At 44.1% G+C, this 23,502-nt stretch carries 24 protein-coding genes; 19 read left to right on the forward strand and 5 right to left on the reverse strand.

The genetic code is table 11. The annotated features are described in order from the left end of the window. Nucleotides 1-21: 21 nt before the first annotated feature. Nucleotides 22-843, reverse strand: a complete 822-nt coding sequence (gene glnH / locus KHQ79_RS01915) for a glutamine ABC transporter substrate-binding protein GlnH (protein WP_225514108.1) — start codon at nt 841-843, stop codon at nt 22-24. A gap of 21 nt (nt 844-864) precedes the next feature. Further along, entirely contained in the window at nt 865-1,593 is a 729-nt protein-coding gene (locus KHQ79_RS01920; protein WP_060399132.1) for an amino acid ABC transporter ATP-binding protein, read from the reverse strand. A gap of 209 nt (nt 1,594-1,802) precedes the next feature. On the opposite strand from KHQ79_RS01920, the gene KHQ79_RS01925 reads away from it, so the two are divergent. The 13 genes from KHQ79_RS01925 to KHQ79_RS01985 all read left to right on the forward strand — a co-directional run bounded on the left by KHQ79_RS01925 (nt 1,803) and on the right by KHQ79_RS01985 (nt 15,093). Beyond that, nucleotides 1,803-2,864, forward strand: coding sequence for an AI-2E family transporter (locus KHQ79_RS01925; RefSeq protein ID WP_019259031.1), 1,062 nt, complete (start codon nt 1,803-1,805; stop codon nt 2,862-2,864). A 333-nt stretch (nt 2,865-3,197) separates the two neighbouring features. Next, nucleotides 3,198-5,834, forward strand: coding sequence for an alanine--tRNA ligase (alaS, locus tag KHQ79_RS01930; protein WP_225514109.1), 2,637 nt, complete (start codon nt 3,198-3,200; stop codon nt 5,832-5,834). Between the two features lie 84 nt (nt 5,835-5,918). After that, nucleotides 5,919-6,185, forward strand: a complete 267-nt coding sequence (locus KHQ79_RS01935) for an IreB family regulatory phosphoprotein (RefSeq protein ID WP_003225903.1) — start codon at nt 5,919-5,921, stop codon at nt 6,183-6,185. A gap of 7 nt (nt 6,186-6,192) precedes the next feature. After that, nucleotides 6,193-6,609 (forward strand): Holliday junction resolvase RuvX, encoded by a 417-nt coding sequence (gene ruvX, locus KHQ79_RS01940; RefSeq protein ID WP_003237472.1) that lies wholly within the window; start codon nt 6,193-6,195, stop codon nt 6,607-6,609. Nucleotides 6,610-6,626: 17 nt separating this feature from the next. Next, nucleotides 6,627-6,908 carry a DUF1292 domain-containing protein gene (locus tag KHQ79_RS01945; RefSeq protein WP_003237470.1) on the forward strand — a complete coding sequence of 94 codons (282 nt, stop codon included), beginning with the start codon at nt 6,627-6,629 and terminating at the stop codon, nt 6,906-6,908. 136 nt (nt 6,909-7,044) lie between these two features. Further along, entirely contained in the window at nt 7,045-8,127 is a 1,083-nt protein-coding gene (mltG, locus tag KHQ79_RS01950) for an endolytic transglycosylase MltG (protein WP_225514110.1), read from the forward strand. Between the two features lie 151 nt (nt 8,128-8,278). After that, nucleotides 8,279-8,932, forward strand: a complete 654-nt coding sequence (locus KHQ79_RS01955; protein ID WP_133486702.1) for an O-methyltransferase — start codon at nt 8,279-8,281, stop codon at nt 8,930-8,932. Nucleotides 8,933-8,937: 5 nt separating this feature from the next. Continuing rightward, entirely contained in the window at nt 8,938-9,867 is a 930-nt protein-coding gene (locus KHQ79_RS01960; RefSeq protein ID WP_225514111.1) for a peptidase U32 family protein, read from the forward strand. A gap of 18 nt (nt 9,868-9,885) precedes the next feature. After that, nucleotides 9,886-11,154, forward strand: a complete 1,269-nt coding sequence (locus KHQ79_RS01965; protein WP_225514112.1) for a peptidase U32 family protein — start codon at nt 9,886-9,888, stop codon at nt 11,152-11,154. 5 nt (nt 11,155-11,159) lie between these two features. After that, the gene (gene udk, locus KHQ79_RS01970; RefSeq protein ID WP_003225916.1) at nt 11,160-11,795 is read left to right on the forward strand and encodes a uridine kinase; all 636 of its coding nucleotides are present in this window, start codon (nt 11,160-11,162) and stop codon (nt 11,793-11,795) included. Between the two features lie 250 nt (nt 11,796-12,045). Continuing rightward, nucleotides 12,046-12,519 (forward strand): transcription elongation factor GreA, encoded by a 474-nt coding sequence (greA, locus tag KHQ79_RS01975; RefSeq protein ID WP_003237373.1) that lies wholly within the window; start codon nt 12,046-12,048, stop codon nt 12,517-12,519. 53 nt (nt 12,520-12,572) lie between these two features. Further along, nucleotides 12,573-14,327: a peptidoglycan D,D-transpeptidase FtsI family protein gene (locus tag KHQ79_RS01980; RefSeq protein ID WP_225514113.1), complete on the forward strand. Its 1,755-nt coding sequence runs from the start codon at nt 12,573-12,575 to the stop codon at nt 14,325-14,327. Nucleotides 14,328-14,391: 64 nt separating this feature from the next. Beyond that, nucleotides 14,392-15,093, forward strand: coding sequence for a YrrS family protein (locus tag KHQ79_RS01985; RefSeq protein WP_019259025.1), 702 nt, complete (start codon nt 14,392-14,394; stop codon nt 15,091-15,093). Nucleotides 15,094-15,129: 36 nt separating this feature from the next. On the opposite strand, the gene KHQ79_RS01990 is transcribed toward KHQ79_RS01985, so the two are convergent. Then, nucleotides 15,130-15,333 carry a YrzA family protein gene (locus KHQ79_RS01990; RefSeq protein WP_003225924.1) on the reverse strand — a complete coding sequence of 68 codons (204 nt, stop codon included), beginning with the start codon at nt 15,331-15,333 and terminating at the stop codon, nt 15,130-15,132. Nucleotides 15,334-15,524: 191 nt separating this feature from the next. Here KHQ79_RS01990 and KHQ79_RS01995 point away from each other — a divergent pair, with 191 nt between their 5' ends. The 5 genes from KHQ79_RS01995 (at nt 15,525) to KHQ79_RS02015 (ending at nt 19,322) form a co-directional block, all read left to right on the forward strand. After that, on the forward strand, nt 15,525-16,166 hold the full coding sequence (locus KHQ79_RS01995) for a class I SAM-dependent DNA methyltransferase (RefSeq protein ID WP_225514114.1): 642 nt from the start codon (nt 15,525-15,527) through the stop codon (nt 16,164-16,166). A 20-nt stretch (nt 16,167-16,186) separates the two neighbouring features. Then, a complete protein-coding gene (gene mtnN, locus KHQ79_RS02000) occupies nt 16,187-16,882 on the forward strand; it encodes a 5'-methylthioadenosine/S-adenosylhomocysteine nucleosidase (RefSeq protein WP_019259023.1) in 696 nt (231 codons plus the stop codon). 62 nt (nt 16,883-16,944) lie between these two features. After that, the gene (locus tag KHQ79_RS02005) at nt 16,945-17,868 is read left to right on the forward strand and encodes an O-acetylserine dependent cystathionine beta-synthase (protein WP_133486713.1); all 924 of its coding nucleotides are present in this window, start codon (nt 16,945-16,947) and stop codon (nt 17,866-17,868) included. A gap of 1 nt (nt 17,869) precedes the next feature. Continuing rightward, a complete protein-coding gene (locus tag KHQ79_RS02010; RefSeq protein WP_133486715.1) occupies nt 17,870-19,009 on the forward strand; it encodes a bifunctional cystathionine gamma-lyase/homocysteine desulfhydrase in 1,140 nt (379 codons plus the stop codon). An 82-nt stretch (nt 19,010-19,091) separates the two neighbouring features. Beyond that, nucleotides 19,092-19,322 (forward strand): YrhC family protein, encoded by a 231-nt coding sequence (locus KHQ79_RS02015; RefSeq protein WP_003237358.1) that lies wholly within the window; start codon nt 19,092-19,094, stop codon nt 19,320-19,322. 35 nt (nt 19,323-19,357) lie between these two features. On the opposite strand, the gene KHQ79_RS02020 is transcribed toward KHQ79_RS02015, so the two are convergent. Continuing rightward, entirely contained in the window at nt 19,358-19,840 is a 483-nt protein-coding gene (locus KHQ79_RS02020) for a helical membrane plugin domain-containing protein (RefSeq protein ID WP_225514115.1), read from the reverse strand. 18 nt (nt 19,841-19,858) lie between these two features. After that, nucleotides 19,859-22,801: a formate dehydrogenase subunit alpha gene (gene fdhF / locus KHQ79_RS02025; RefSeq protein WP_225514116.1), complete on the reverse strand. Its 2,943-nt coding sequence runs from the start codon at nt 22,799-22,801 to the stop codon at nt 19,859-19,861. A 314-nt stretch (nt 22,802-23,115) separates the two neighbouring features. Between fdhF and KHQ79_RS02030 the strand changes: the two genes are divergently transcribed. Next, nucleotides 23,116-23,484 (forward strand): Na-translocating system protein MpsC family protein, encoded by a 369-nt coding sequence (locus KHQ79_RS02030; protein ID WP_003237353.1) that lies wholly within the window; start codon nt 23,116-23,118, stop codon nt 23,482-23,484. Nucleotides 23,485-23,502 lie beyond the last annotated feature (18 nt).

Below are 23,502 nucleotides of genomic sequence, written 5' to 3' on the forward strand. Positions count from 1 at the left end.
CTGCTCATCCCGGGATGGTCGTTATTCAGCTGGGTCTTCTTTGATCCATTTTTTATAAATATCATCATATCTGCCATCTGACTTCATCTTTTTGAGTGAAGCGTTAATTTCCTTCGCGAGAGCAGATTGCCCTTTTTTTACGGCGATCCCGTAAGGCTCATCTGTAAAAGGCTCTCCTGTTAATTGATAATTTTTATTTTCGTCAGCCATCCCGTATAAAATCGCATTATCCGTTGTGAGGGCATCGCCTTGCCCTGATTTGAGCGCCGTAAAGGCTTCTGCGTAGTTTTCAAATTCTAAAACAGATGCTTCAGGCGCTTTTTCACGAATGTTTTGAGAGGAGGTGGAGCCTTTTACTGCAAGAACTTTTGAGCCTTTGCCAAGATCTTCAACACTCTTGATTTTGCTGCCTTTTTTCACGAGCAGCGATTGCCCAGCCTCGAAATAGACATCAGAAAAGTCAACTTCCTTTTTTCGTTCTTCAGTGATCGTCATTGTGGCGACAATAGCATCGATATCCCCGTTTTGCAGCATAGGAATCCTTGTTTTTGAGGTGACCTCTTTAAATTCAGCTTTTTTTTCGTCACCTAAAATGTCTTTAGCGATTTGCTTGGCAATATCGATATCGAAACCCTCAATCTCACCTGATCTCGGGTTTTTAAGACCGAACAGTCTGGTGTCTGTTTTTACGCCGAAGACAATTTTGTCATTGTCTTTAATGGCGGCTAGCGTATCTTTTTTGCTTTCCTTTGAGGCTTCTCCGTTTGACCCCTTGCTGCCGCAAGCGGCAAGCAAGATGACAGCGAATAAAGAAATGAATGCTAAAGATAAAATCTTTTTCATACAAGTTCCCCCATTTCTGTTTTAATGATTTAAAATACGGCTTAAGAATAAGCGGGCCCGTTCTTCCTTCGGATTCGCGTAAAACTCAGCCGGTGCTGCTTCTTCTAAAATTTTTCCTCCGTCAATGAAGACAATGCGGTCGGCAACTTCTTTGGCAAACCCCATTTCGTGCGTCACGACAACCATTGTCATGCCTTCTTTCGCAAGTGTTTTCATGACATCAAGCACCTCGCCGATCATTTCGGGATCAAGTGCTGATGTCGGCTCGTCAAACAGCATGACCTCCGGCTTCATCGCAAGTCCTCTTGCGATGGCTACACGTTGCTGCTGTCCGCCAGAAAGCTGGGAAGGGTAGGCGTCAGCCTTGTCTGGAATGCCGACTTTTTCAAGGTAATAACGCGCCGTTTCCTTTGCTTGTTCAGGTGATTGTCCGAGCACTTTTACAGGCGCCAGCATGATATTTTGCATCACTGTTTTATGCGGATATAAATGAAAGTGCTGAAATACCATCCCGATGTTCCGCCGCACTTTATTAATGTCAGTTTTTCTGTCGTTAATGACAGTGCCGTTTACTGTCAGCGTCCCCTTACTGATCGTCTCCAGCCTGTTGATGCATCTGAGCAATGTGCTTTTACCGGAGCCGGATGGGCCGATGATGACAACAACTTCGCCTTTTTCGATTTGAAGATTAATTTGCTTTAACACGTGAAAATCTCCGTAATGCTTGTTTACATTTTGAAATGTGATCATCGCAATCCTCCTATCAGAACTTCAGACAAGTTGTTTGAAAATAACTACCTTTTAATGTAATCAAAAGTAATATACATATTTGTAACCTCAAACGTCAAACTTTTCTGAAAATTTTAATGTGAAAAATTGTCCATGACTTCTGACCGACTGAAGAAACATAAAGAATAATTCCTTATAAACCTCAAAAGATATAGAAGAGGTGAAAGCAGATGCTTCAAAAACCGGTGCAGCTTTTGTTATGGGTGGCAATTTGTTTGCTGGTCCTGTTAACAGTCTATGTCTTTTTTATGCTTGATATGTTATGGTCGCCCTTTTGGCTCGTTATAAAAACGATCTTTATCCCCTTGATTATTTCCATTTTTATTTCTTATTTATTACTTCCGGTCACGGAGTGGCTGCACAGCAAAGGATTACCAAGGACTTTGAGCATCTTGGTGATTTATGTTCTTTTTTTTGGCGGACTTGGCTGGGCGCTGTATAAAGGGGTACCTGTTTTAATCGTGCAGCTGACGGATTTATCAGAAAATATACCTATGTTTGCCGAAACGTACAACGGGCTTCTTCTTCATGTGCATAACCATACTGATGACTGGCCTGACGGCATGCATCATCGTATAGACAAAATGATCCGCCAGACGGAGGCGTTTTTCGCGGGAACGATCGAGGGTGCAATCAGCGGAATCCGCAACGTGCTTGATTATTTCTTAATAGCGGCAACAATTCCTTTTCTCGTGTTTTATATGGTAAAGGATATTGAGTTGATGAAAAAAACGGTATGGTACTTGACTCCGAAGTCGTGGAGAAAGCGGGGCAGCGACTTCTTGCGGGATGTGGATGACTCCCTTGGCGATTACATCCGCGGACAGCTTCTGGTCTGCTTGATTCTCGGCGTGATGGCGGGCATTACGTTCTGGATATTTGGGCTTCCATATCCGCTGATCTTGGGACTTATTTCTGGGATAACGAATGTCATACCATATTTCGGTCCTTTCATTGGAGCGGTTCCTGCGCTTTTAATTGCAATGACGATCTCAGTGAAAGCAATACTTGTTGTGGTGATTACAGTATTTATTCTGCAGTTTATGGAAGGGAATATCCTCAGTCCGTTCATTGTGGGCAGAAGCCTTAAAATGCATCCTGTCGTCATCATGCTTGCGCTCCTTGCCGGGGGAGAGCTTGCGGGAATCGTCGGAATGATTCTGGCTGTTCCTGCGACGGCTGTTTTAAAAGTGATGATGATCCATTTTTTGCGGATGAGGACGGAGCATTGACATTGGCGTGCTGCTTGTCTATAATTTCTCGTAGAATACATACGAATCTCGAGTGACGGATCTGAGTACGCCGAAGCCCTGTTAAAGAGAGAAGCTCCGCAAGCTGAAAGGAGCTTTATCAGAAGATCGGAGGAAGCTAATCCTGAGTGCAGTTAATCACTGCCGCACATCCTGCGTTACAGGGTAAAAGGTGACGGGCGAATGATAATGTCCGTAATCAGGGTGGTACCGCGAGACAGCTCTCGTCCCTGTGTAAACGTGTGGTTTGCATAGGGGGAGGGCTTTTTTGCTGTCACTGAAGAGAATTTCGATTTTTATAGAGGAGGAAATACAATGAAACACTTAACTTCTGCTGAAGTGCGTCAAATGTTTTTGGATTTCTTTAAAGAAAAAGGACATGCGGTAGAGCCAAGCGCGTCATTAGTGCCTCATGAGGATCCTTCACTGCTTTGGATCAACAGCGGTGTTGCGACGCTGAAAAAATATTTTGACGGCCGTGTTGTTCCGGAAAATCCAAGAATCGTAAACGCTCAAAAAGCGATCAGAACAAACGATATAGAAAATGTAGGTAAAACTGCGCGCCATCACACATTCTTTGAAATGCTCGGAAACTTTTCCATCGGCGATTATTTCAAAGAAGAAGCCATTACATGGGCTTGGGAGTTTTTAACGAGTGACAAGTGGATTGGTTTCGACAAAGAGCTTCTCTCTGTTACGGTTCATCCTGAAGATGAAGAGGCGTATGAGTTCTGGGCGAAAAAAATCGGTATTCCTGAAGAAAGAATTATCCGTCTTGAAGGGAACTTCTGGGACATCGGTGAAGGGCCGAGCGGACCGAACACGGAAATCTTCTACGACCGCGGTGAAGCATATGGTAATGATCCAGAAGATCCGGAGCTTTATCCTGGCGGAGAAAACGACCGTTACTTAGAAGTATGGAACCTTGTGTTCTCTGAGTTCAACCATAACCCTGACGGCACGTACACGCCGCTTCCGAAGAAAAACATTGATACGGGCATGGGACTTGAAAGAATGGTATCTGTCATCCAAAATGTTCCGACAAACTTTGATACCGATTTGTTTGTTCCGATCATCAAAGCAACAGAAACCATTTCTGGTGAAACATACGGCAAAGACAATGTGAAGGACACTGCGTTTAAAGTGATTGCCGACCACATCAGAACGGTTGCCTTTGCTGTCAGTGACGGGGCGCTTCCGTCAAATGAAGGCCGCGGCTATGTATTAAGACGCTTATTGCGCCGGGCCGTGCGTTATGCCAAAACGATCAACATCCATCGTCCGTTCATGTACGATTTAGTGCCGGTTGTCGCTGAAATCATGGCAGATTTCTATCCTGAAGTGAAAGAAAAAGCGGATTTCATCGCAAAAGTCATCAAAACCGAGGAAGAGCGCTTCCACGAAACACTTAATGAAGGGCTTGCTATCCTGTCAGAAATGATCAAAAAAGAAAAAGACAAGGGCAGCAGCGTTATTTCAGGTGCCGATGTGTTTAAGCTGTACGACACGTATGGATTCCCAGTTGAGCTGACGGAAGAATACGCAGAAGACGAGAACATGACGGTTGACCATAAAGGCTTTGAAGAAGAAATGAACCAGCAGCGTGAACGGGCAAGAAACGCCCGCCAGGATGTCGGCAGCATGCAGGTGCAGGGCGGCGCATTGCGCGACGTGACCGATGAAAGCACATTTGTCGGCTATTCTCAAACAAAAGCTGATGCCAATGTCATTGTGCTTCTTCAGGACGGCCAATTAATTGAAGAGGCTCATGAAGGAGAAAGCGTTCAAATTATTCTTAATGAAACCCCGTTCTATGCAGAAAGCGGCGGCCAAATCGGCGATAAAGGCTATCTCCGCAGCGAACAGGCAGTGGTGAGAATTAAAGATGTGCAAAAAGCGCCGAACGGCCAGCATGTACATGAAGGTGTTGTGGAGAGCGGCACTGTTCAAAAAGGCCTGCATGTTACTGCTGAAGTTGAAGACCATATGAGAAGCGGCGTCATTAAAAACCATACGGCAACGCATTTATTGCATCAGGCACTAAAAGACGTTCTTGGAACTCATGTCAATCAGGCAGGATCTCTTGTGACTGAAAACCGTCTTCGTTTTGACTTCTCACACTTTGGCCAAGTGACAAAAGAAGAGCTTGAACAAATTGAAAGAATCGTAAACGAAAAGATCTGGGCGAGCATCCCGGTCAGCATTGATTTGAAACCGATCTCTGAAGCAAAAGAAATGGGCGCGATGGCTCTGTTCGGCGAAAAATACGGCGATATTGTCCGGGTCGTTCAAGTCGGAGATTACAGTTTAGAGCTGTGCGGCGGCTGCCATGTCAGAAACACAGCAGAAATTGGCCTGTTTAAAATCGTTTCTGAATCCGGAATCGGAGCAGGTACAAGACGGATTGAAGCTGTAACAGGACAAGGCGCTTACGTCGAAATGAACAGCCAGATTTCAGTATTGAAGCAGGCTGCTGACGAGCTGAAAACAAATATCAAAGAAGTGCCGAAACGGGTTGCGGCTCTGCAGACTGAACTGAAGGATGCACAAAGAGAAAATGAATCTCTTCTTGCGAAACTCGGCAATGTTGAAGCAGGAGCGATCCTGTCAAAAGTTAAAGAAGTTGACGGCGTGAGTGTGCTTGCGGAAAAAGTAAATGCGAAAGACATGAACCATCTCCGCACAATGGTGGATGAACTGAAAGCAAAGCTTGGCTCTGCGGTGATCGTGCTTGGTGCGGTACAAAATGATAAAGTCAATATCTCTGCCGGAGTCACAAAGGATCTCATTGAGAAGGGCCTTCATGCCGGCAAGCTGGTCAAACAAGCTGCGGAAGTTTGCGGCGGAGGCGGCGGAGGCCGTCCGGATATGGCGCAGGCAGGCGGCAAACAGCCGGAAAAATTAGAAGAAGCTTTGGCTTCTGTAGAAGATTGGGTAAAATCCGTTTTATAATTTGCCCATGTAGTGTAGAATGATGGTAAGATTAGGACCCCAGGCTGAACTTTGCCTGCGAATTTGGGAAAGAGGTGCAAAACGGTGAGCTCGTTTGATAAAACGATGAAATTTAATTTCTCCGATGATTCTGCTGAGACTAACGTAAATGAGGTGCTGATTACAGTGTATGACGCGCTTCAGGAAAAGGGCTACAATCCAATCAATCAGATTGTCGGATACTTGCTGTCAGGTGATCCCGCTTATATTCCTAGGCATCGTGACGCTCGCAATTTAATTCGCAAACTTGAAAGAGACGAATTAATCGAGGAATTGGTAAAGTCTTATTTAGAACAGCATAAAGAGGCGTAAATAAAGAATGAGAATATTAGGACTCGATTTAGGAACCAAAACACTCGGTGTTGCTCTGAGCGATGAAATGGGCTGGACTGCTCAAGGCATTGAGACCATAAAGATAAATGAAGCGGAAGGCGATTATGGTTTATCCCGTTTATCTGAACTGATAAAGGACCATACTATAGATAAAATCGTGCTCGGCTTTCCTAAGAACATGAACGGAACAGTCGGGCCGAGAGGCGAAGCCAGCCAAACATTTGCGAAAGTGCTTGAAACAACGTACAATGTTCCTGTTGTGCTGTGGGACGAGCGTCTTACCACAATGGCGGCTGAAAAAATGCTGATTGCCGCTGATGTCAGCAGGCAAAAACGAAAAAAAGTCATTGATAAAATGGCGGCTGTTATGATATTGCAAGGATATCTCGACAGCTTAAATTAAAGCCAGAGGTGAAGAAAATGGAACACGGCGAAAAAAATATTACAATTGTTGACGATCAAGGAAATGAACAGCTTTGTGAAGTGCTGTTTACATTTGAAAACGAAGAGTTTGACAAGTCTTATGTGTTGTACTACCCAATTGAAACAAAAGATGACGAAGAAGTAGAAATTCTTGCTTCCAGCTTCACGCCAAACGAAGACGGTGAAAACGGTGAGCTATTCCCGATCGAAACTGATGAGGAATGGGATATGATCGAAGAAACACTAAACACATTCTTAGCGGACGAAGACGAAGAATAAAACACCGCGCCAAAGCCGGAGCCATACTGCTCCGGCTTTTTTTCTGCTGTATGAAGGCCTCTTTCACCCTTTTTTTGTAATAAATTGCCGAAATACAATGAATCATGTAGTATAAGAGCTGATGGGAGGAGACCTAATGTATATCAATCAGCAAAAAAAATCATTTTTAAATAAAAAAAGAATCATACTGTCTTCCATTATTGTGCTGCTTCTCATCGTTGGCGGGGCATTTTTATATGGGAAATCATTGCTTGAACCTGTTGAGGAAAACAGTAAAACGACAGTTAATATTAACATTCCGAGCGGATCGTCTGTTTCGGCCATCGCATCGATATTGAAGAAAAACGATGTCATAAAAAGCGAGAAGGCATTTCAGTATTATGTGAAATATAAAGGTGCTTCCGGGTTTCAGGCGGGATTCTATCACCTGAATAAAGGAATGGATTTAGATGCCATTATTCATAAGCTGACAAGCGGGGCTACAGGCTACGCCTTTCAAATCACGGTAACTGAGGGAGAACAGCTGACACAAATCGCAGCCGCTATTGCTGATGAAACGAAATACTCTAAAAAACAAGTCATAGCGAAGCTGGACGATGAAACATTTATCAATCAGCTGAAGAAAGAATTTCCGGACACTGTTACAAACGATGTTTTCAATAAAAACATTAACCATCCGCTGGAAGGGTACCTATTCCCGGCTACATACCCTTTTAACGATCCGGATACATCACTTGAAGACATTATTACTGCAATGGTCAAACAGACAAACTCTTATGTGGAAACTTATAAAGCAGAAATGAAAAAAAATAAACTTTCTGTGCATAAGCTGCTGACGATGGCTTCTTTAATTGAAGAAGAAGCAACTGAAAAAGCCGATCGCCATAAAATTGCGAGCGTCTTTTATAACCGCCTGAAAGAGAAAATGCCGCTTCAAACAGATCCGACCGTGCTATACGCGGCAGGCAAGCATAAAGACCGGGTTCTTTATAAGGATCTGGAAATCGAATCACCGTACAATACGTATAAAAACACGGGACTGACGCCAGGGCCGATTGCCAACGCCGGCATGTCGTCATGGGAAGCGGCGCTGCATCCGGATAAAACAGACTATCTGTACTTCTTGGCCAAATCAAATGGTGAGGTTGTATTTACAAAAACGCTAAAAGAACATAATAAAGCAAAAGAAAAATACATTTCCTCAAAAAATGAGAAATAAAAGGAGAGCAAAAAGCTCTCCTTTTGTTCGCTTTCCGCAAGGTTTTATGATAAAATATATCGGGTTGTTTACCGATGTATCATGATGTATTCAGAGAGTGTCCTGTGTTAAAGACTGGGGCACTCCTTTTTAGAACGGGAGGCTGTTTGTTGTGACTGACCGCTATGAACAAATAAATGACTATATAGAAGCATTATTGAAGCCTCGGCCGGAAAACGTGAAGAAGCTTGAAGCATATGCAGAAGAACATCATGTCCCGATTATGGAAAAAGCGGGCATGGAGGTACTGCTTCAAATTTTGTCTGTGAAACAGCCGAAAAAAATACTAGAAATCGGAACGGCCATTGGTTATTCCGCCATTCGAATGGCGCTGGAGCTGCCGTCTGCTGAAATATATACAATTGAACGCAATGAGAAACGGCATGAAGAAGCGGTAAACAATATCAAGGAGTTTCAGCTTGATGACCGGATTCATGTTTTTTACGGAGACGCGCTTGAATTAGCTGACGCCGTTCGTGTGACCGCGCCTTACGATGTCATTTTTATTGACGCTGCAAAAGGTCAGTATCAAAACTTTTTTCATTTATATGAACCGATGCTTTCACCGGACGGGGTGATTATAACAGACAACGTGCTGTTTAAAGGTCTGGTGGCAGAGGATTACAGCAAAATAGAACCGAAAAGAAGGCGCAGGCTGATAACAAAAATTGATGAATATAATCATTGGCTGATGAATCATCCAGATTATCAAACTGCGATTATTCCTGTCGGGGACGGACTTGCGATTAGTAAAAAGAAGAGGTGAACGTCATGAAAAAACCAGAGCTCTTAGTGACGCCGACGAGTACAGCGGACATTTTGCCGCTGATACAGGCGGGGGCAACTGCGTTTTTAGTTGGGGAACAGAGATACGGCTTGAGATTAGCCGGAGAATTTTCTCGTGAAGATGTAACAAAAGCTGTAGAGATCGCTCACAAAGAAGGGGCAAAAGTATACGTTGCTATAAATGCAATTTTCCATAACGATAAAGTGGGAGAGCTTGGCGAATATCTGGCTTTCTTAGCGGAAACCGGTGTCGATGCAGCGGTGTTCGGCGATCCTGCCGTGCTTATGGCTGCCCGTGAATCTGCGCCTGGCCTGAAGCTTCATTGGAGCACAGAAACAACAGGCACCAACTACTATACATGCAATTACTGGGGACGCAAAGGCGCGGCGCGTTCTGTGCTTGCCAGAGAGTTAAATATGGACAGCATTGTGGAGATTAAAGAAAACGCTGAAGTCGAAATTGAAATCCACGTGCATGGAATGACATGCATGTTCCAATCGAAACGTTCTTTGATTGGAAACTATTTTGAATACCAAGGCAAAGTCATGGACATTGAAGGAAAGAAAAAAGAATCGGGCATGTTTTTGCACGATAAAGAACGCGATAACAAATATCCGATTTTCGAAGATGAAAACGGAACGCACATTATGAGCCCGAACGATGTGTGCATCATTGATGAGCTAGAAGAATTAATAGATGCAGGCATTGATTCTTTCAAAATCGACGGTGTCCTGAAAACGCCTGAATACCTAATAGAAGTCACCAAAATGTACAGAGAAGCCATTGATCTGTGTGTGGAAAACCGTGACGAATACGAAGCGAAAAAAGAAGACTGGATTGAACGCATTGAAAGCATCCAGCCAGTTAACAGAAAAATCGATACCGGATTCTTCTTCAAAGAAACGGTTTATTAATCAAAAGGAGGTTAAGCTATGACTGCCGTAAATGATAAAATATCCACAAACGTCAATGGTAAACGTGTGATTACGAAAAAGCCGGAGCTTCTCGCACCTGCGGGTAATCTTGAAAAGCTGAAAATTGCTGTTCATTACGGAGCGGACGCGGTCTTTATCGGGGGACAGGAATACGGGCTGCGCTCGAATGCCGATAACTTTACGATCGAAGAAATTGCAGAAGGCGTTGAATTCGCGAAACAATATGGCGCGAAGATCTACGTAACGACGAATATTTTCGCCCATAATGAAAACATGGACGGGCTTGAAGAATATTTAAAAGCGCTCGGAGACGCCAACGTTGCCGGCATCATTGTGGCAGATCCGCTTATTATCGAAACATGCCGCAGAGTGGCGCCGAATGTTGAGGTTCACTTGAGCACGCAGCAGTCTCTTTCAAACTGGAAGGCTGTCCAGTTCTGGAAGGAAGAAGGCCTTGACCGCGTCGTGCTGGCACGTGAAACAAGCGCACTCGAAATCAGAGAAATGAAAGAAAAAGTAGATATCGAAATCGAATCCTTTATTCACGGCGCGATGTGCATCGCATATTCCGGCCGCTGTGTCCTGAGCAATCACATGACAGCGCGGGATTCCAACCGCGGAGGCTGCTGCCAGTCATGCCGCTGGGATTATGATCTCTATCAAACAGACGGTGCTAACGCCGTTGCTTTGTATGGTGAAGAAGATGCGCCATTTGCGATGAGCCCGAAAGATTTGAAGCTGATTGAATCCATTCCGAAAATGATCGAAATGGGCATCGACAGCTTAAAGATTGAAGGTCGCATGAAATCAATTCACTATGTAGCAACAGTAGTCAGCGTATACCGCAAAGTAATTGACGCTTATTGTGCTGATCCGGATAACTTTGTGATTCAAAAAGAATGGCTTGAAGAGCTTGATAAGTGCGCCAACCGGGACACTGCGACAGCTTTCTTTGAAGGAACGCCAGGCTATGAAGAGCAAATGTTCGGCGAGCATGCCAAAAAAACGACGTTTGATTTTGTCGGCTTAGTGCTGAATTATGATGAAGACACACAAATGGTCACGCTTCAGCAGCGCAATTTCTTCAAAAAAGGCGACGAAGTGGAATTTTTCGGTCCGGAAATCGAAAACTTTACACACACGATTGAAACCATTTGGGACGAAGACGGAAATGAGCTAGATGCTGCCCGCCATCCCCTGCAAATTGTCAAATTCAAACTAGACAAAAAGATTTATCCGAGCAACATGATGAGAAAGGGGAAGTAACACCCATGGGTAAGAATCCAGTAGTCATTGGAATCGCAGGAGGTTCCGGTTCAGGAAAAACGAGTGTCACACGGTCAATTTATGAACAATTTAAAGGACACTCGATTTTAATGATCCAACAAGACCTTTATTATAAAGACCAAAGCCATCTTCCATTTGAAGAAAGGCTGAACACAAACTATGATCATCCGCTTGCGTTTGATAATGACTATTTAATCGAGCATATTCAGGATCTATTGAATTACCGTCCGATTGAAAAGCCGATTTACGACTATAAGCTTCACACACGTTCAGAAGAAACGGTTCACGTAGAGCCCAAGGATGTTATTATCCTTGAAGGCATTCTTGTTCTTGAAGACAAAAGGCTCCGTGATCTGATGGATATCAAGCTTTACGTTGATACAGACGCTGACTTGCGTATCATCAGACGGATTATGAGAGATATTAATGAGCGCGGCCGCTCTATTGATTCTGTTATTGAACAATATGTGTCAGTTGTCCGCCCGATGCATAACCAATTTGTCGAGCCGACGAAACGATACGCTGATATTATTATCCCGGAAGGCGGACAGAATCACGTCGCAATTGATCTGATGGTCACAAAAATCCAAACCATTCTTGAACAAAACGCGATTTTGTAATACCATAGCATAGACATAAATAACTCTGACCATATTATGTATAGGTAGGAAGGGAATGTGCGAATTCCCTTCTTTCCCTGTTTATAAACGCGAAATATTTGCAGAACGACAAGATTCAGTTTAAGATAAACAGTACCTATATGGGAGAGAAGAACGAGGACTGCCCTGTGTTCTCATTCTTGTATTTTTTAGTTTATGCTCTCATACATAATCGAAGATGTTGAGGGACAACCAGAAGGAGTGAAGGGACATGGCACAAGAGAAAGTTTTTCCTATGACTGCAGAAGGAAAACAAAAACTTGAACAAGAATTAGAATATTTGAAAACGGTTAAACGAAAAGAAGTAGTAGAGCGCATCAAAATTGCGAGAAGCTTCGGAGACCTTTCCGAGAACTCTGAATACGATTCAGCAAAAGAAGAGCAGGCATTCGTAGAGGGCCGTGTGACGACTCTTGAAAATATGATCCGCAATGCGAAAATCATTGAAGATGACGGCGGCTCTAACGTTGTCGGTTTAGGTAAAACGGTCACTTTCGTCGAACTGCCTGACGGTGACGAAGAATCCTATACAATTGTTGGAAGCGCTGAAGCTGATCCGTTTGAAGGAAAAATCTCAAACGATTCACCAATCGCCAAAAGCCTGCTGGGCAAAAAAGTAGATGATGAAGTGACAGTTCAAACACCGGGCGGAGAAATGCTCGTGAAAATTGTGAAAATTTCATAACATCCGTTTAGCAAAGAAACACCTCGTCCACAATGTGGGTGAGGTGTTTTTTTATGAAGATATCGAAACGAATGAAGCTGACAGTCATCGCTTTTTTGATCGTGTTTTTTTTCCTTCTGCTAAGGCTGGCGGAAATCCAGCTGTTTTTCACAGAATCATTTTCTAAAAAGAAAATCAATTTGATCCAAGAAAGCGTGAAACAACGGACGGAGGAAGTGCTCATTTCTGATGGAAGAGGTTCCTTTTTAGATCGAAACGGGCAGGCGCTGACCGGCAAAAGTGAGCCTGCGGTTGTTTTGTTCCCTTTTCTGCTGACGCAGGATTGGCCGATCAAAAAGGTTGCAGACATCCTTGGCATGTCTGAAGATGAACTGCACCAGACACTCGCAAAGGCAAAAAAACCGGTCATTTTGCAGCAAAAGAAAATCAAAACACTTTCGAAACAATCCATCACAAAAATCAATTCTTTGAAATATCCCGGAATTTACGGCGTATATATGGAGAATGAAGACAAGCCCAGCCTTGCTTCACATACGATCGGGAGCACGAATCAAGATCCGGCGCTTCTCCGCAGGAAATATCCTGATAAGGAGAGCCTTCCGGTTACAACGGAAATCGGAACTACCGGATTAGAACGGACATTTGATGAGTTTTTGCTTCCGGAACAAGACACAAAACTTTTATATCATGTGGACGGAAAAGGAAACCCTTTGTTTGGCATGGACGTCAAATACACAGCTGAAGCCAATACGTTTTATCCGCTCCAGGTCAAAACAACGATCGACCAAAGCTTTCAAAAAGCGATGGAGGAGGTATTGGATAAACAGGGGCTGAAAAAAGGAGGAGCCGTGCTGCTGGACATCGAAAATAGCAGTGTTCTGGGAATTGTAAGCAAACCGGATGCCGATGTGTCTCAGCAAAACACGCTTCAAAATTACATGCTGACGCCAATCTATCCCGGCTCTGTTTTTAAAACAGTCATTGCCGCAGCTGCGATCGAAAATGATACAGCGAAGCCGAGCCAAACCTTTAATTGCAATTTAAACCTGTACGGGGAACCGGGCGACGACAAAGGAACCTTGTCTTTTGATGAAAGTTTTGCCCAAAGCTGCAATTACACATTTACGAGTCTTGCTGAACAATTAATGAAAAAAGACAGCTCAGTTATTGAAGACATGTCCGAAAAGCTGGCTCTCACTGATCGGGCAGGCTGGGAAGGAAAACTGTATCACGAAACAGATTTCCGCCAGTTGTATAACGAAAAAAGCGGCGTGATTTGGGGGGATGAAAAAGACAAATCAGTCAAAAAAGCCATTGCGCAAACAGCAATCGGGCAGAAAAATGTAAAGGTAACGCCGCTCGAGGTAGCCAATATGATGGCAACGATCGCCCGCGGCGGAGAAAAGCGGCAGGTGAAAATCGCTGAACAGATTGAATATAAAAACGGCACAACGCTCGTCAAGTTTAAAGACCAGAAGCTCAAAGGAGAAACGATAGACAAATATACGGCACAGCAGCTTCAAAAAATGCTGCGGCGGGTGGTGGAATCTCCTTCCGGAACGGGCAGAAGGTTTCAGGATCTTCCGTATACTGTAGCAGGGAAGTCAGGCACAGCCCAGACAGGCAAGCTTTCAAAAGAGAAAGAAACGCTTTATGAAAAATGGTTTGCCGGATATTTTCCTGCGGATAAGCCGAAATACGCTCTTGTCGTTTTACACATGGATACACCGGGGGATAAGGCTCTGACAAATTCGGTGTTTTATGATATTGTTAAAAAAGTACACGAAATTGAAATCAATCAGAAATAGAACAACTTCTCAGCACATGGTAAAATATATGCTGAGCCAAGAGGGATAAAGGAGTGCAGAATTATTGAGCAATAATCAATCTCGTTATGAAAACCGTGATAAGCGCAGGAAAGCTAATTTAGTGCTTAACATTTTAATCGCAATCGTATCCATACTAATTGTCGTAGTAGCAGCTAATCTATTCATTAACAGTCCTTCTAGCAAAGATGTCAGCAAGGATTCTGAAACGGCGCAAAAACAGGAATCTCCGGCTTCAGGAAAGACGGAAAAGAAATCGGATGAGGATATAAAAGACAGCAAGAAAGATACATCTGACAGCGAAAAGGATTCTGAGAAGTCTTCTGACTCAGATTCAGATTCCAAAAAAGATGATTCTTCTAAAAGTGATGAATCAGATTCTGATTCAGACTCAAGCTCAGACGACCCGCTTAAAGACGCAAAAGTAACAGAAGGCGGCTCATCAAGCGATGTGGAAAAAACGTATGAAAACCCTGACTGGAAAGCAGTCGGAACTGAGCAGACGGGCGAGCATGCCGCCACTTATGACTCAAGCTCACAAGACTGGGCTGAGATGCTTAAAGCCATTTCATATGCAACGGGTGTCTCAACAGATCACATGACGGTGCTCTGGCTCGGAAATAACGGCAGCCCGCAGGATGCCAAAGGCAAGATTTTAGACAAGACGACTGGAGATAAATATCAAGTCACGATTACATGGGTTGATGAAAAAGGCTGGAAGCCGACAAAAGTAGAAAAACTAAAATAAACAAAAGCAGCCGGATTAGAACCGGCTGCTTTTGTTTTAGGCTTCAGCTGCGAAATGAACAACCGCGCTGTACAATATTCTTCCGTCTGCCACAGCGGTTTGGTGTGAAACAGATTTCACCCGGAGCATGATGGCTTTATTGTTTTCAATTTGTGTATTGATTTTCTTTTCAAGCTCCTGCAATGAAGCCGCTTCAAAAAATTCCACTTTGTCTTTTATCAGATCTAATTGAAAATTCATATCTCGACCCTCCAGCTTTCACAAGTCATATGAAGTATAAGCTTTTTGACGGGTAACGCGCAATATAGATGGCATAAAATACACAAAGTGTTTTAGTACCTGCTTTCCAGAAGATGTGGTATGATAGGAACTGTTCCATCATTAATTCATAGTATGCTTATAGGAATTATAAAATATGGAGTGTGACAAATATGGGACGTGAATTTATCCCTCTCTTTGAAGATTGGGCAGCAACTTATGATCAAACAGTACAAGGTTTTGATATTCAGTATAAAGAAGCGTTCAGAGGCTATGATGATATTCTTGATGCCATCGTCAGCAGGTCTGGAACGCATGTGTTAGAATTTGGCCCGGGGACCGGGAATTTGACAGCCAAGCTGCTGGATGCGGGCAAATCTGTATTTGGAATCGAACCGTCTCCCGCAATGCGCAAATTGGCTTCTGACAAGCTTTCAGGCAGGGCAGAATTCGTTGACGGAGACTTCCTGACATTTCCTGAGCCGCCATTTCAAGCTGACACGATTGTCAGTTCATATGCTTTTCATCATTTGACCGACGAAGAAAAGCGGGCTGCCATAAAGCAATATGGCAAATACCTTCACTTGCATGATAAAATAGTGTTTGCCGATACCGTCTTTGAAGATGTGCAAGTATATCAACAGGCTATTGATAAAGCACGTTCTCAAGGCTTCTATCAGTTGGCAAATGATTTAGAGACGGAGCATTATCCTACATTGGATGCGTTGAAAGAGATGTTTACAGCTGAAGGTTTTGCAGTCCAATTCACTCAGCACAACGATTTCGTGTGGATAATGGAGGCGATCAAACGGTAAAGTGAAGGGAATGTGAATAGATGAAACTAGCAGTCATCGGAGCAATGGAAGAGGAAGTCACCATCCTAAGAAGCAAACTTGAACATGCAAAAACAGAAACAATCGCACATTGTGAATTTACAACAGGCGAATATGAAGGAACCGAAGTGATTCTTTTAAAATCAGGAATTGGAAAAGTAAATGCTGCGATCAGCACGACGCTTTTGCTTGATCGTTACAAGCCTGATTATGTCATTAACACAGGCTCAGCGGGCGGATTTCATCATACATTGAATGTAGGAGATGTCGTCATTTCCACTGATGTTCGCCACCATGATGTAGATGTAACGGCCTTTGACTATGAATACGGGCAGGTGCCGGGTCTTCCGGCTGCTTATGCCGCGGACGAAAAGCTGATCAGCATCACTGAAGAAGCAATTTCTGAACTCGACGGCATTCAGGTTGCAAAAGGAACGATTGCAACAGGCGATTCTTTCATGAACGATCCGAAGCGGGTTGAAGAAGTGCGCGCGAGATTTTCTGATCTGTACGCGGTTGAAATGGAGGCTGCGGCAGTAGCTCAAGTGTGCCATCAATTTAAAACGCCGTTTGTCGTCATCAGAGCGTTATCCGATATCGCAGGAAAAGAATCACATGTATCATTTGACCAATTTTTAGAGCAGGCAGCTGTCAATTCAACAGAGCTTGTGTTAAAGGTGATCAAACGAATTCATTAAAACGGGGGAGAGTTCTCCTCCGTTTTCCCTAAAAACAACCTCTATCAAGGAGGAGGACATATATGACTGTCATTACGGACATTACCGAGCTGATTGGGAATACACCGCTTCTCCGCCTGAAGAACTTTGATGTTCCTGAAGGAGTCGCAGTGTATGCCAAGCTTGAAATGATGAATCCCGGCGGAAGCATTAAAGACAGACTGGGAGATATGCTGATCCGTGACGCGCTGGATTCAGGCAAGGTGAATCCTGGCGGAGTAATTATAGAAGCTACGGCAGGCAATACAGGAATCGGCCTTGCGCTGAGTGCCAGAAAATATGGGTTAAAAGCGATTTTCTGTGTCCCTGAACATTTCAGTACAGAGAAACAGCAAATTATGCAAGCGCTTGGAGCATCAATCATTCATACACCGCGTCAAGACGGAATGCAGGGAGCCATTCAAAAAGCCATGCAGCTGGAGACTGAAATTGAAAATTCTTATTGCGTTTTGCAATTTAAAAACCGAGTAAATCCATCGACTTACTACAAGACGCTTGGACCTGAAATATGGGAAGCGTTAGACGGCAATATCCATACGTTTGTCGCAGGGGCAGGATCAGGAGGCACATTCGCAGGAACTGCTTCTTTCTTGAAAGAAAAAAATCCAGCAGTCAAAACAGTGATTGTCGAACCGGAAGGCTCCATTTTAAACGGAGGAGAGCCTCACGCTCATAAAACAGAAGGCATCGGCATGGAGTTTATCCCCGACTATATGAATGAAAGCCATTTTGATGAGATCTACACTGTAACAGATGAGAATGCGTTTAGACTTGTGAAAGAAGCGGCAGAAAAAGAAGGTCTGCTGATCGGAAGCTCTTCAGGTGCAGCGCTTTATGCAGCATTGGAGGAAGCGAAAAAAGCAGCCGCAGGAACAAACATTGTCACAGTATTCCCTGACAGCAGCGATCGATATATCAGTAAACAAATATATGAAGGAGGCATCTGATATGAAGAAAAAAACATTGATGATTCACGGCGGAATCACAGGTGATGAGAAAACAGGCGCGGTTTCTGTGCCTATTTATCAAGTAAGCACGTACAAGCAGCCGAAAGCAGGGCAGCATACAGGCTATGAGTATTCAAGAACGGCCAATCCGACTAGAACCGCTCTCGAGGCACTTGTGACAGAGCTGGAAGGCGGGGAAGCAGGTTATGCGTTCAGTTCTGGAATGGCTGCCATTACAGCAGTTATGATGCTGTTTAACAGCGGAGATCATGTCGTGTTGACTGATGATGTGTACGGCGGAACATACCGCGTAATGACAAAGGTGCTCAATCGTCTTGGCATTGAATCAACATTTGTCGATACAAGCAGCAGAGAAGAAGTGGAAAAAGCGATTCGCCCTAACACGAAAGCGATTTATATTGAAACACCGACAAACCCGCTGCTCAAAATCACCGATCTGTCGCTCATGGCTGATATCGCAAAAAAAGCCGGTGTTCTGCTTATCGTAGACAATACCTTTAACACCCCTTATTTTCAGCAGCCACTTACTTTAGGAGCTGATATCGTGCTTCACAGTGCGACAAAATATCTTGGCGGACACAGTGATGTCGTCGGCGGTTTAGTTGTGACAGCTTCAAAAGAGCTTGGGGAAGAGCTTCATTTTGTGCAAAACTCCACAGGCGGCGTGCTTGGCCCTCAAGATTCCTGGCTGTTAATGAGAGGAATCAAAACATTGGGACTCAGAATGGAAGCGATCGATCAAAACGCGCGGAAAATCGCAAGTTTTCTTGAGAATCACTCTGCTGTCCAAACGTTATATTATCCTGGTTCTTCAAATCATCCCGGACACGAGCTCGCAAAAACTCAAGGATCTGGCTTCGGCGGCATGATCTCCTTTGATATCGGCAGTGAAGAGCGAGTTGATGCGTTTTTAGGAAATCTGAAACTGTTTACCATTGCTGAAAGCCTGGGCGCGGTAGAAAGCTTAATTTCTGTTCCGGCAAGAATGACACATGCCTCTATTCCGAGAGAACGCCGGCTTGAGCTCGGCATTACGGACGGCTTAATCAGAATTTCTGTAGGGATTGAAGATGCGGAAGATTTGCTGGAAGATATCGAGCAAGCGCTTAAAAATGTATAACAAATGGATAGAATTACTTTCTCTGTAAGCTGCCAGATTATATTATAATAGTCGTATACTATGAATCTGGCAGGTGATTCTTTTGAACAAAAATAGAATGAAATCTTTAAAAGAAGACTACAAGCATTTTGCTTTTACATTGCTTGCAGTCAGCACTTTTTTATATATAGGCGCAGTTCTCCCCGATCAAGGCTTAACGTTAGGGCAGAAATCGACGATGTTTTTAGCGGACTGCGTATTTTTAGCCGGTGCTTTCTTTTGCGCTGATCGTTCATTGATTTACAAGAAGCGTTTGGAAGAAGCCGACGAATAAAAAACAGCCATCAACTCAGCGATGGCTGTTTTTTGTTATTTTTCTTGCAGTTCTTTTCCCATGCCTTTTAAAAACTGAAGGCCGAAGCCGACGGCTCTGTTGATATCAGGATCGTTCATTGCTTTTAAAAGGTCGAGAATCCCGACTTTCTTGTCTTCTTTTAAAAAGCTCTGCGCCTGTTCAGTACCAGCCATCACGCTTTCTAAAAGCTTTCCTGTAAACTCTGGATCGGCTTTAGTTAATGCGCCTCCGGCGGCCATCATCGTGTTAATGAGATTGGTGACAGGCTCACGTGAAACTTGGCCAAGTGCAATCTTGGCGATGTCTTCCTTCGCTCTCAGCATGCTTGTTGCTGCGTCAAAGATTCCAAGTTCATTGAGTTCATTCATTAATGTCATCGTTTTTGAGACGGCATCCTCATTTTCCGCCAGCAGCTCTTTCAGCTCTTCTATTTTTTCAAGCTTGATTTGTTCTGGTGTTTTTGTTTCTTTTTTGATCGTCGTAATCGGAGTGGCCATTCGTTTTCCTCCTTTCGTTTAATCAGTCAGATGGACATAGCCCGGACGGTTCCATTTTCTTTCTGCTTCGCCCCCGTTTTGCGGGTGCCGTTTTTTGTTGCGCGGATTTGTTTTCGGAAGCGGCGCTGTTTCACAGCCTCCAAGCACCTCCATGCGGACCTTTGTCTGTTTATAAGCAGGCGTGTTCGTCCGTTTATCAGCTGCAGGCCCCGTCAGGAAGTTAATCGCTGACTCCTTGTCTGTTGAGTTCATTGGCAGATAGAGTTCATTTTTCCGCACACGGTCTGTGACCAGCGCGTTTAATTTGACTGCTCCGAACGGAGAAACGAGCCGTACAAGCGAACCGTCACAAACCCCTCGCTCCTGTGCAAGCTCAGGCGAGATTTCAACGAATACATTCGGCACTTTTGCTTGAATGCCTTTCGATTTATTTGTCATATTTCCTTCATGGAAATGCTCCAGCATCCGGCCGTTATTGATATGAAGATCATATTCTTCAGGAAATGCCGCTGGCTCAGTCCAATCAGAAAGGGCAAAGCGGGCTTTTTTGTCAGGGAAATTAAACCCGTCTTCATACAGAAGCGGTGTGCTTTCACCTGAGTAGCTGCCCCATAGGAAGCTGTTCCAGCCTTCAAGCACCTCATAGCTTGCTTTACCAAACAGAGGTGAAAGGCTCGCCATTTCTGAGAAAATGTCACTTGGATGGCTGTAATTCCAGTTCGCTCCTAAGCGGTTTGCCACCTCTTGAATAATCCACCAGTCCGGTTTCGCGTCACCAAGCGTCGGAAGCGCCTGATATAATCGCTGCACACGGCGTTCTGTATTGGTAAATGTTCCGTCTTTCTCAAGTGAAGGAGTGGCTGGCAAGACGACATCGGCATATTGAGCTGTTCTTGACAGGAAGATGTCCTGCACCACGAAGAAATCAAGGCTTGATAAAATATCATGCACATGGTTTGCGTTTGAATCGACAAGTGCCATATCCTCGCCGACAAGATACATAGCCTTCATTTTGCCTTCTTCAATGGCATGAAGCATTTGAATATTATCTAAACCAGGCTTTCCGTCAATCTTGACACCATAAGCCTCTTCAAATTTAGCGCGGGCATTGTCATCTGTAATATGCTGATATCCCGGCAGCCAGCCAGGCAATGTTCCCATATCGCAAGCGCCTTGCACGTTATTGTGTCCGCGCAGAGGATAAGCGCCGGCACCCGGACGGCGATAGTTGCCCGTAGCGAGAAGCAGGTTTGAAATCGCTGCTGACGTATCAGAACCGCCTGTATTTTGTGTGACACCCATTCCCCAAAGGACACAAGTGCCGTCAGCGTCACGAATCATTTCGGCTATTCGAATGATATTTTCTTTTGGAAGGCCTGTGATGCGTTCCGCATAATCAAGCGTATAGGTTTTAAGCGTTTCTTTATAATCTTCAAAGTAATTCACGTTTTCATCAATAAACGCCTGATCGTGCCAGCCTTGGTCGATCATATATTTCGTAACAGCCATCAGCCAAACTTGGTCTGTGCCTTGTTTAGGGCTGATGAACAAATCAGACCGCTCAGCCATCTCATTTTTACGCAGGTCGGCAACGATCAGTTTTTGACCGTGGAGCTTGTGTGCCCGTTTGACACGTGTTGCAAGCACGGGATGTCCTTCCGCCGGATTGGCGCCGACAATGATGACGAGACCGGCTTTGGCAATATCTTTAATCGTGCCGGCGTCACCGCCCATGCCGACAGTGCGGAACAATCCGTCTGTGGCAGGAGACTGGCAGTAGCGTGAGCAGTTATCGACGTTGTTTGTTTCAAAGACCTGACGCGCTAATTTTTGAATGACATAGTTTTCTTCATTCGTAATTTTAGAAGAAGAAATAAACCCGACAGAGCCTTTGCCGTACTGCTCTTTAATCGATCCTAATCTGCTTGCGACAAGATCGAGGGCTTCTTCCCAAGAAGATTCAACAAAAGCCCCGTTTTTACGGATTAAAGGTTTTGTGATCCGTTCTTCAGAATTGACGAAATCCCAGCCGAATTTTCCTTTCACACATGTAGAAATCGCGTTAACCGGAGCGTCAGAAACAGGCTGGATCTTTAAAATATCCCGTCCTTTTGTCCAGACTTCGAAAGAACAACCGACACCGCAGAACGTACATACAGTTTTTGTTTTTTTCGTTCTCGTTTCACGCATTGCCGCTTCAACTTCAGAAATGGCAAAAATGCTGCCGTACCCCGGTTCAACGTTTTTCACGAGATCAATCATCGGCTCCATGACATCCTCTTTAATGCCAGTCATAAAACCTGCTTGCCCAAGCATTGATTTTTCCATCAGCGCATTACATGGGCATACTGTGACACACTGGCCGCAGCTGACACAAGAAGATTCATTGATCGGAACTCCCTCATCCCAAATCACGCGAGGGCGTTCGCGTTCCCAATCGATTGAAAGTGTTTCATTTACCTGAAGGTTTTGGCACACCTCAACACACTGGCCGCAGGCAATACATTGATTTGGGTCATAGCGGTAAAACGGATGAGACATATCAACCGCGCAAGACGGATCTTCTTTTGGCGTGTATGGGTATTTTTGATGCTCGATCCCCATCATTTCCGCTGTATTATGCAGTGTACAGTTCCCATTGTTGTTATCGCAAACCGTACAATACAGCAAGTGATTTTCAAGAAGGCGGTCCATCGCTTCGGTTTGCGCCTCTTTCACCCGATTGCCCGAAAGATCAATTGACATTCCATTTTCTGCGACAGTAGAGCATGAACGGACCAGCTTGCCATTTGCCTCTACAATACATGTATCACAAGTTTGAATCGGGTCAACCTCTGGAACGTGGCAAATCTGCGGGTACTCAATCCCGTTTTCATTTAAAATATCTAAAATTGTGGCCCCTGCTCGTGCTTGAATTTCTGTTCCGTCTACACGGACATTGATCGACTTAACGTCCATCATCTTCATATTCCCCTCCATCTTTCTTTCAAGAAGTCAAAAAAGCCATGTATAGATACACCTGTCCTAAAATTCTTGAAGGTGTAAACACACATGGCGGAATAGTTCACTAGCAAGTCTTACTAACAGACCAATCCTTGATTTTTATAAAACGATAGACTCATAACAAGATCCTATTACAAATCCATCAACACTGCTTTTATTATAAAGTGATATTTATTATAATACAATATGGCAGGAAAATTTTAACCAAGTGAAATGTCCTAAGGGGAACCGGGAAAAGCCTTTATGAGGCAATATCGGAAGGGGTAATCAGCATGTCTAAAAAAATTCATGAGTTCAATGATATTATTCGAAAACTTCGCAAAGAATTGTTCGGCAAAGGGCCTGAACGGATTCATACTGTATTTGTAGAAAACATGGCAGTCTCAACATTATACGGAAATCTGAGTGCAAGCGAGCAGTTTATCGCCCGCACGCCTGAAGGAAGAGAAATGGTACATGCAGCCCGGACAAGCCTGATTCAAGATCTTTATTCCAAACAAACGCCAGAAGGAATGGAGGAGCTGATGGGGGCTAAGCTTGTCCATTTGTTTTCTGATATTAAAATTGAGGAAAATATCGCTGTATCTGTGTTTGTCTTTGACAAAAAAATAGATGATCAAAAAGAAGCCCTGCAAAGCTAGCATATTTGTCATTGACAC

Origin of the sequence: Bacillus sp. TSO22 (assembly GCF_020223595.1) — a bacterium.
GTDB lineage: Bacteria > Bacillota > Bacilli > Bacillales > Bacillaceae > Bacillus > Bacillus inaquosorum.

What these genes read in the sequence shown, in the direction of transcription:
- glnH (WP_225514108.1), bottom strand. Translation starts at nt 843, where the DNA reads ATGAAAAAGATTTTATCTTTAGCATTCATTTCTTTATTCGCTGTCATC.
- KHQ79_RS01920 (WP_060399132.1), bottom strand. Translation starts at nt 1,593, where the DNA reads ATGATCACATTTCAAAATGTAAACAAGCATTACGGAGATTTTCACGTG.
- KHQ79_RS01925 (WP_019259031.1), top strand. Translation starts at nt 1,803, where the DNA reads ATGCTTCAAAAACCGGTGCAGCTTTTGTTATGGGTGGCAATTTGTTTG.
- alaS (WP_225514109.1), top strand. Translation starts at nt 3,198, where the DNA reads ATGAAACACTTAACTTCTGCTGAAGTGCGTCAAATGTTTTTGGATTTC.
- ruvX (WP_003237472.1), top strand. Translation starts at nt 6,193, where the DNA reads ATGAGAATATTAGGACTCGATTTAGGAACCAAAACACTCGGTGTTGCT.
- KHQ79_RS01945 (WP_003237470.1), top strand. Translation starts at nt 6,627, where the DNA reads ATGGAACACGGCGAAAAAAATATTACAATTGTTGACGATCAAGGAAAT.
- mltG (WP_225514110.1), top strand. Translation starts at nt 7,045, where the DNA reads ATGTATATCAATCAGCAAAAAAAATCATTTTTAAATAAAAAAAGAATC.
- KHQ79_RS01960 (WP_225514111.1), top strand. Translation starts at nt 8,938, where the DNA reads ATGAAAAAACCAGAGCTCTTAGTGACGCCGACGAGTACAGCGGACATT.
- KHQ79_RS01965 (WP_225514112.1), top strand. Translation starts at nt 9,886, where the DNA reads ATGACTGCCGTAAATGATAAAATATCCACAAACGTCAATGGTAAACGT.
- udk (WP_003225916.1), top strand. Translation starts at nt 11,160, where the DNA reads ATGGGTAAGAATCCAGTAGTCATTGGAATCGCAGGAGGTTCCGGTTCA.
- greA (WP_003237373.1), top strand. Translation starts at nt 12,046, where the DNA reads ATGGCACAAGAGAAAGTTTTTCCTATGACTGCAGAAGGAAAACAAAAA.
- KHQ79_RS01980 (WP_225514113.1), top strand. Translation starts at nt 12,573, where the DNA reads ATGAAGATATCGAAACGAATGAAGCTGACAGTCATCGCTTTTTTGATC.
- KHQ79_RS01990 (WP_003225924.1), bottom strand. Translation starts at nt 15,333, where the DNA reads ATGAATTTTCAATTAGATCTGATAAAAGACAAAGTGGAATTTTTTGAA.
- KHQ79_RS01995 (WP_225514114.1), top strand. Translation starts at nt 15,525, where the DNA reads ATGGGACGTGAATTTATCCCTCTCTTTGAAGATTGGGCAGCAACTTAT.
- mtnN (WP_019259023.1), top strand. Translation starts at nt 16,187, where the DNA reads ATGAAACTAGCAGTCATCGGAGCAATGGAAGAGGAAGTCACCATCCTA.
- KHQ79_RS02005 (WP_133486713.1), top strand. Translation starts at nt 16,945, where the DNA reads ATGACTGTCATTACGGACATTACCGAGCTGATTGGGAATACACCGCTT.
- KHQ79_RS02010 (WP_133486715.1), top strand. Translation starts at nt 17,870, where the DNA reads ATGAAGAAAAAAACATTGATGATTCACGGCGGAATCACAGGTGATGAG.
- KHQ79_RS02020 (WP_225514115.1), bottom strand. Translation starts at nt 19,840, where the DNA reads ATGGCCACTCCGATTACGACGATCAAAAAAGAAACAAAAACACCAGAA.
- fdhF (WP_225514116.1), bottom strand. Translation starts at nt 22,801, where the DNA reads ATGATGGACGTTAAGTCGATCAATGTCCGTGTAGACGGAACAGAAATT.
- KHQ79_RS02030 (WP_003237353.1), top strand. Translation starts at nt 23,116, where the DNA reads ATGTCTAAAAAAATTCATGAGTTCAATGATATTATTCGAAAACTTCGC.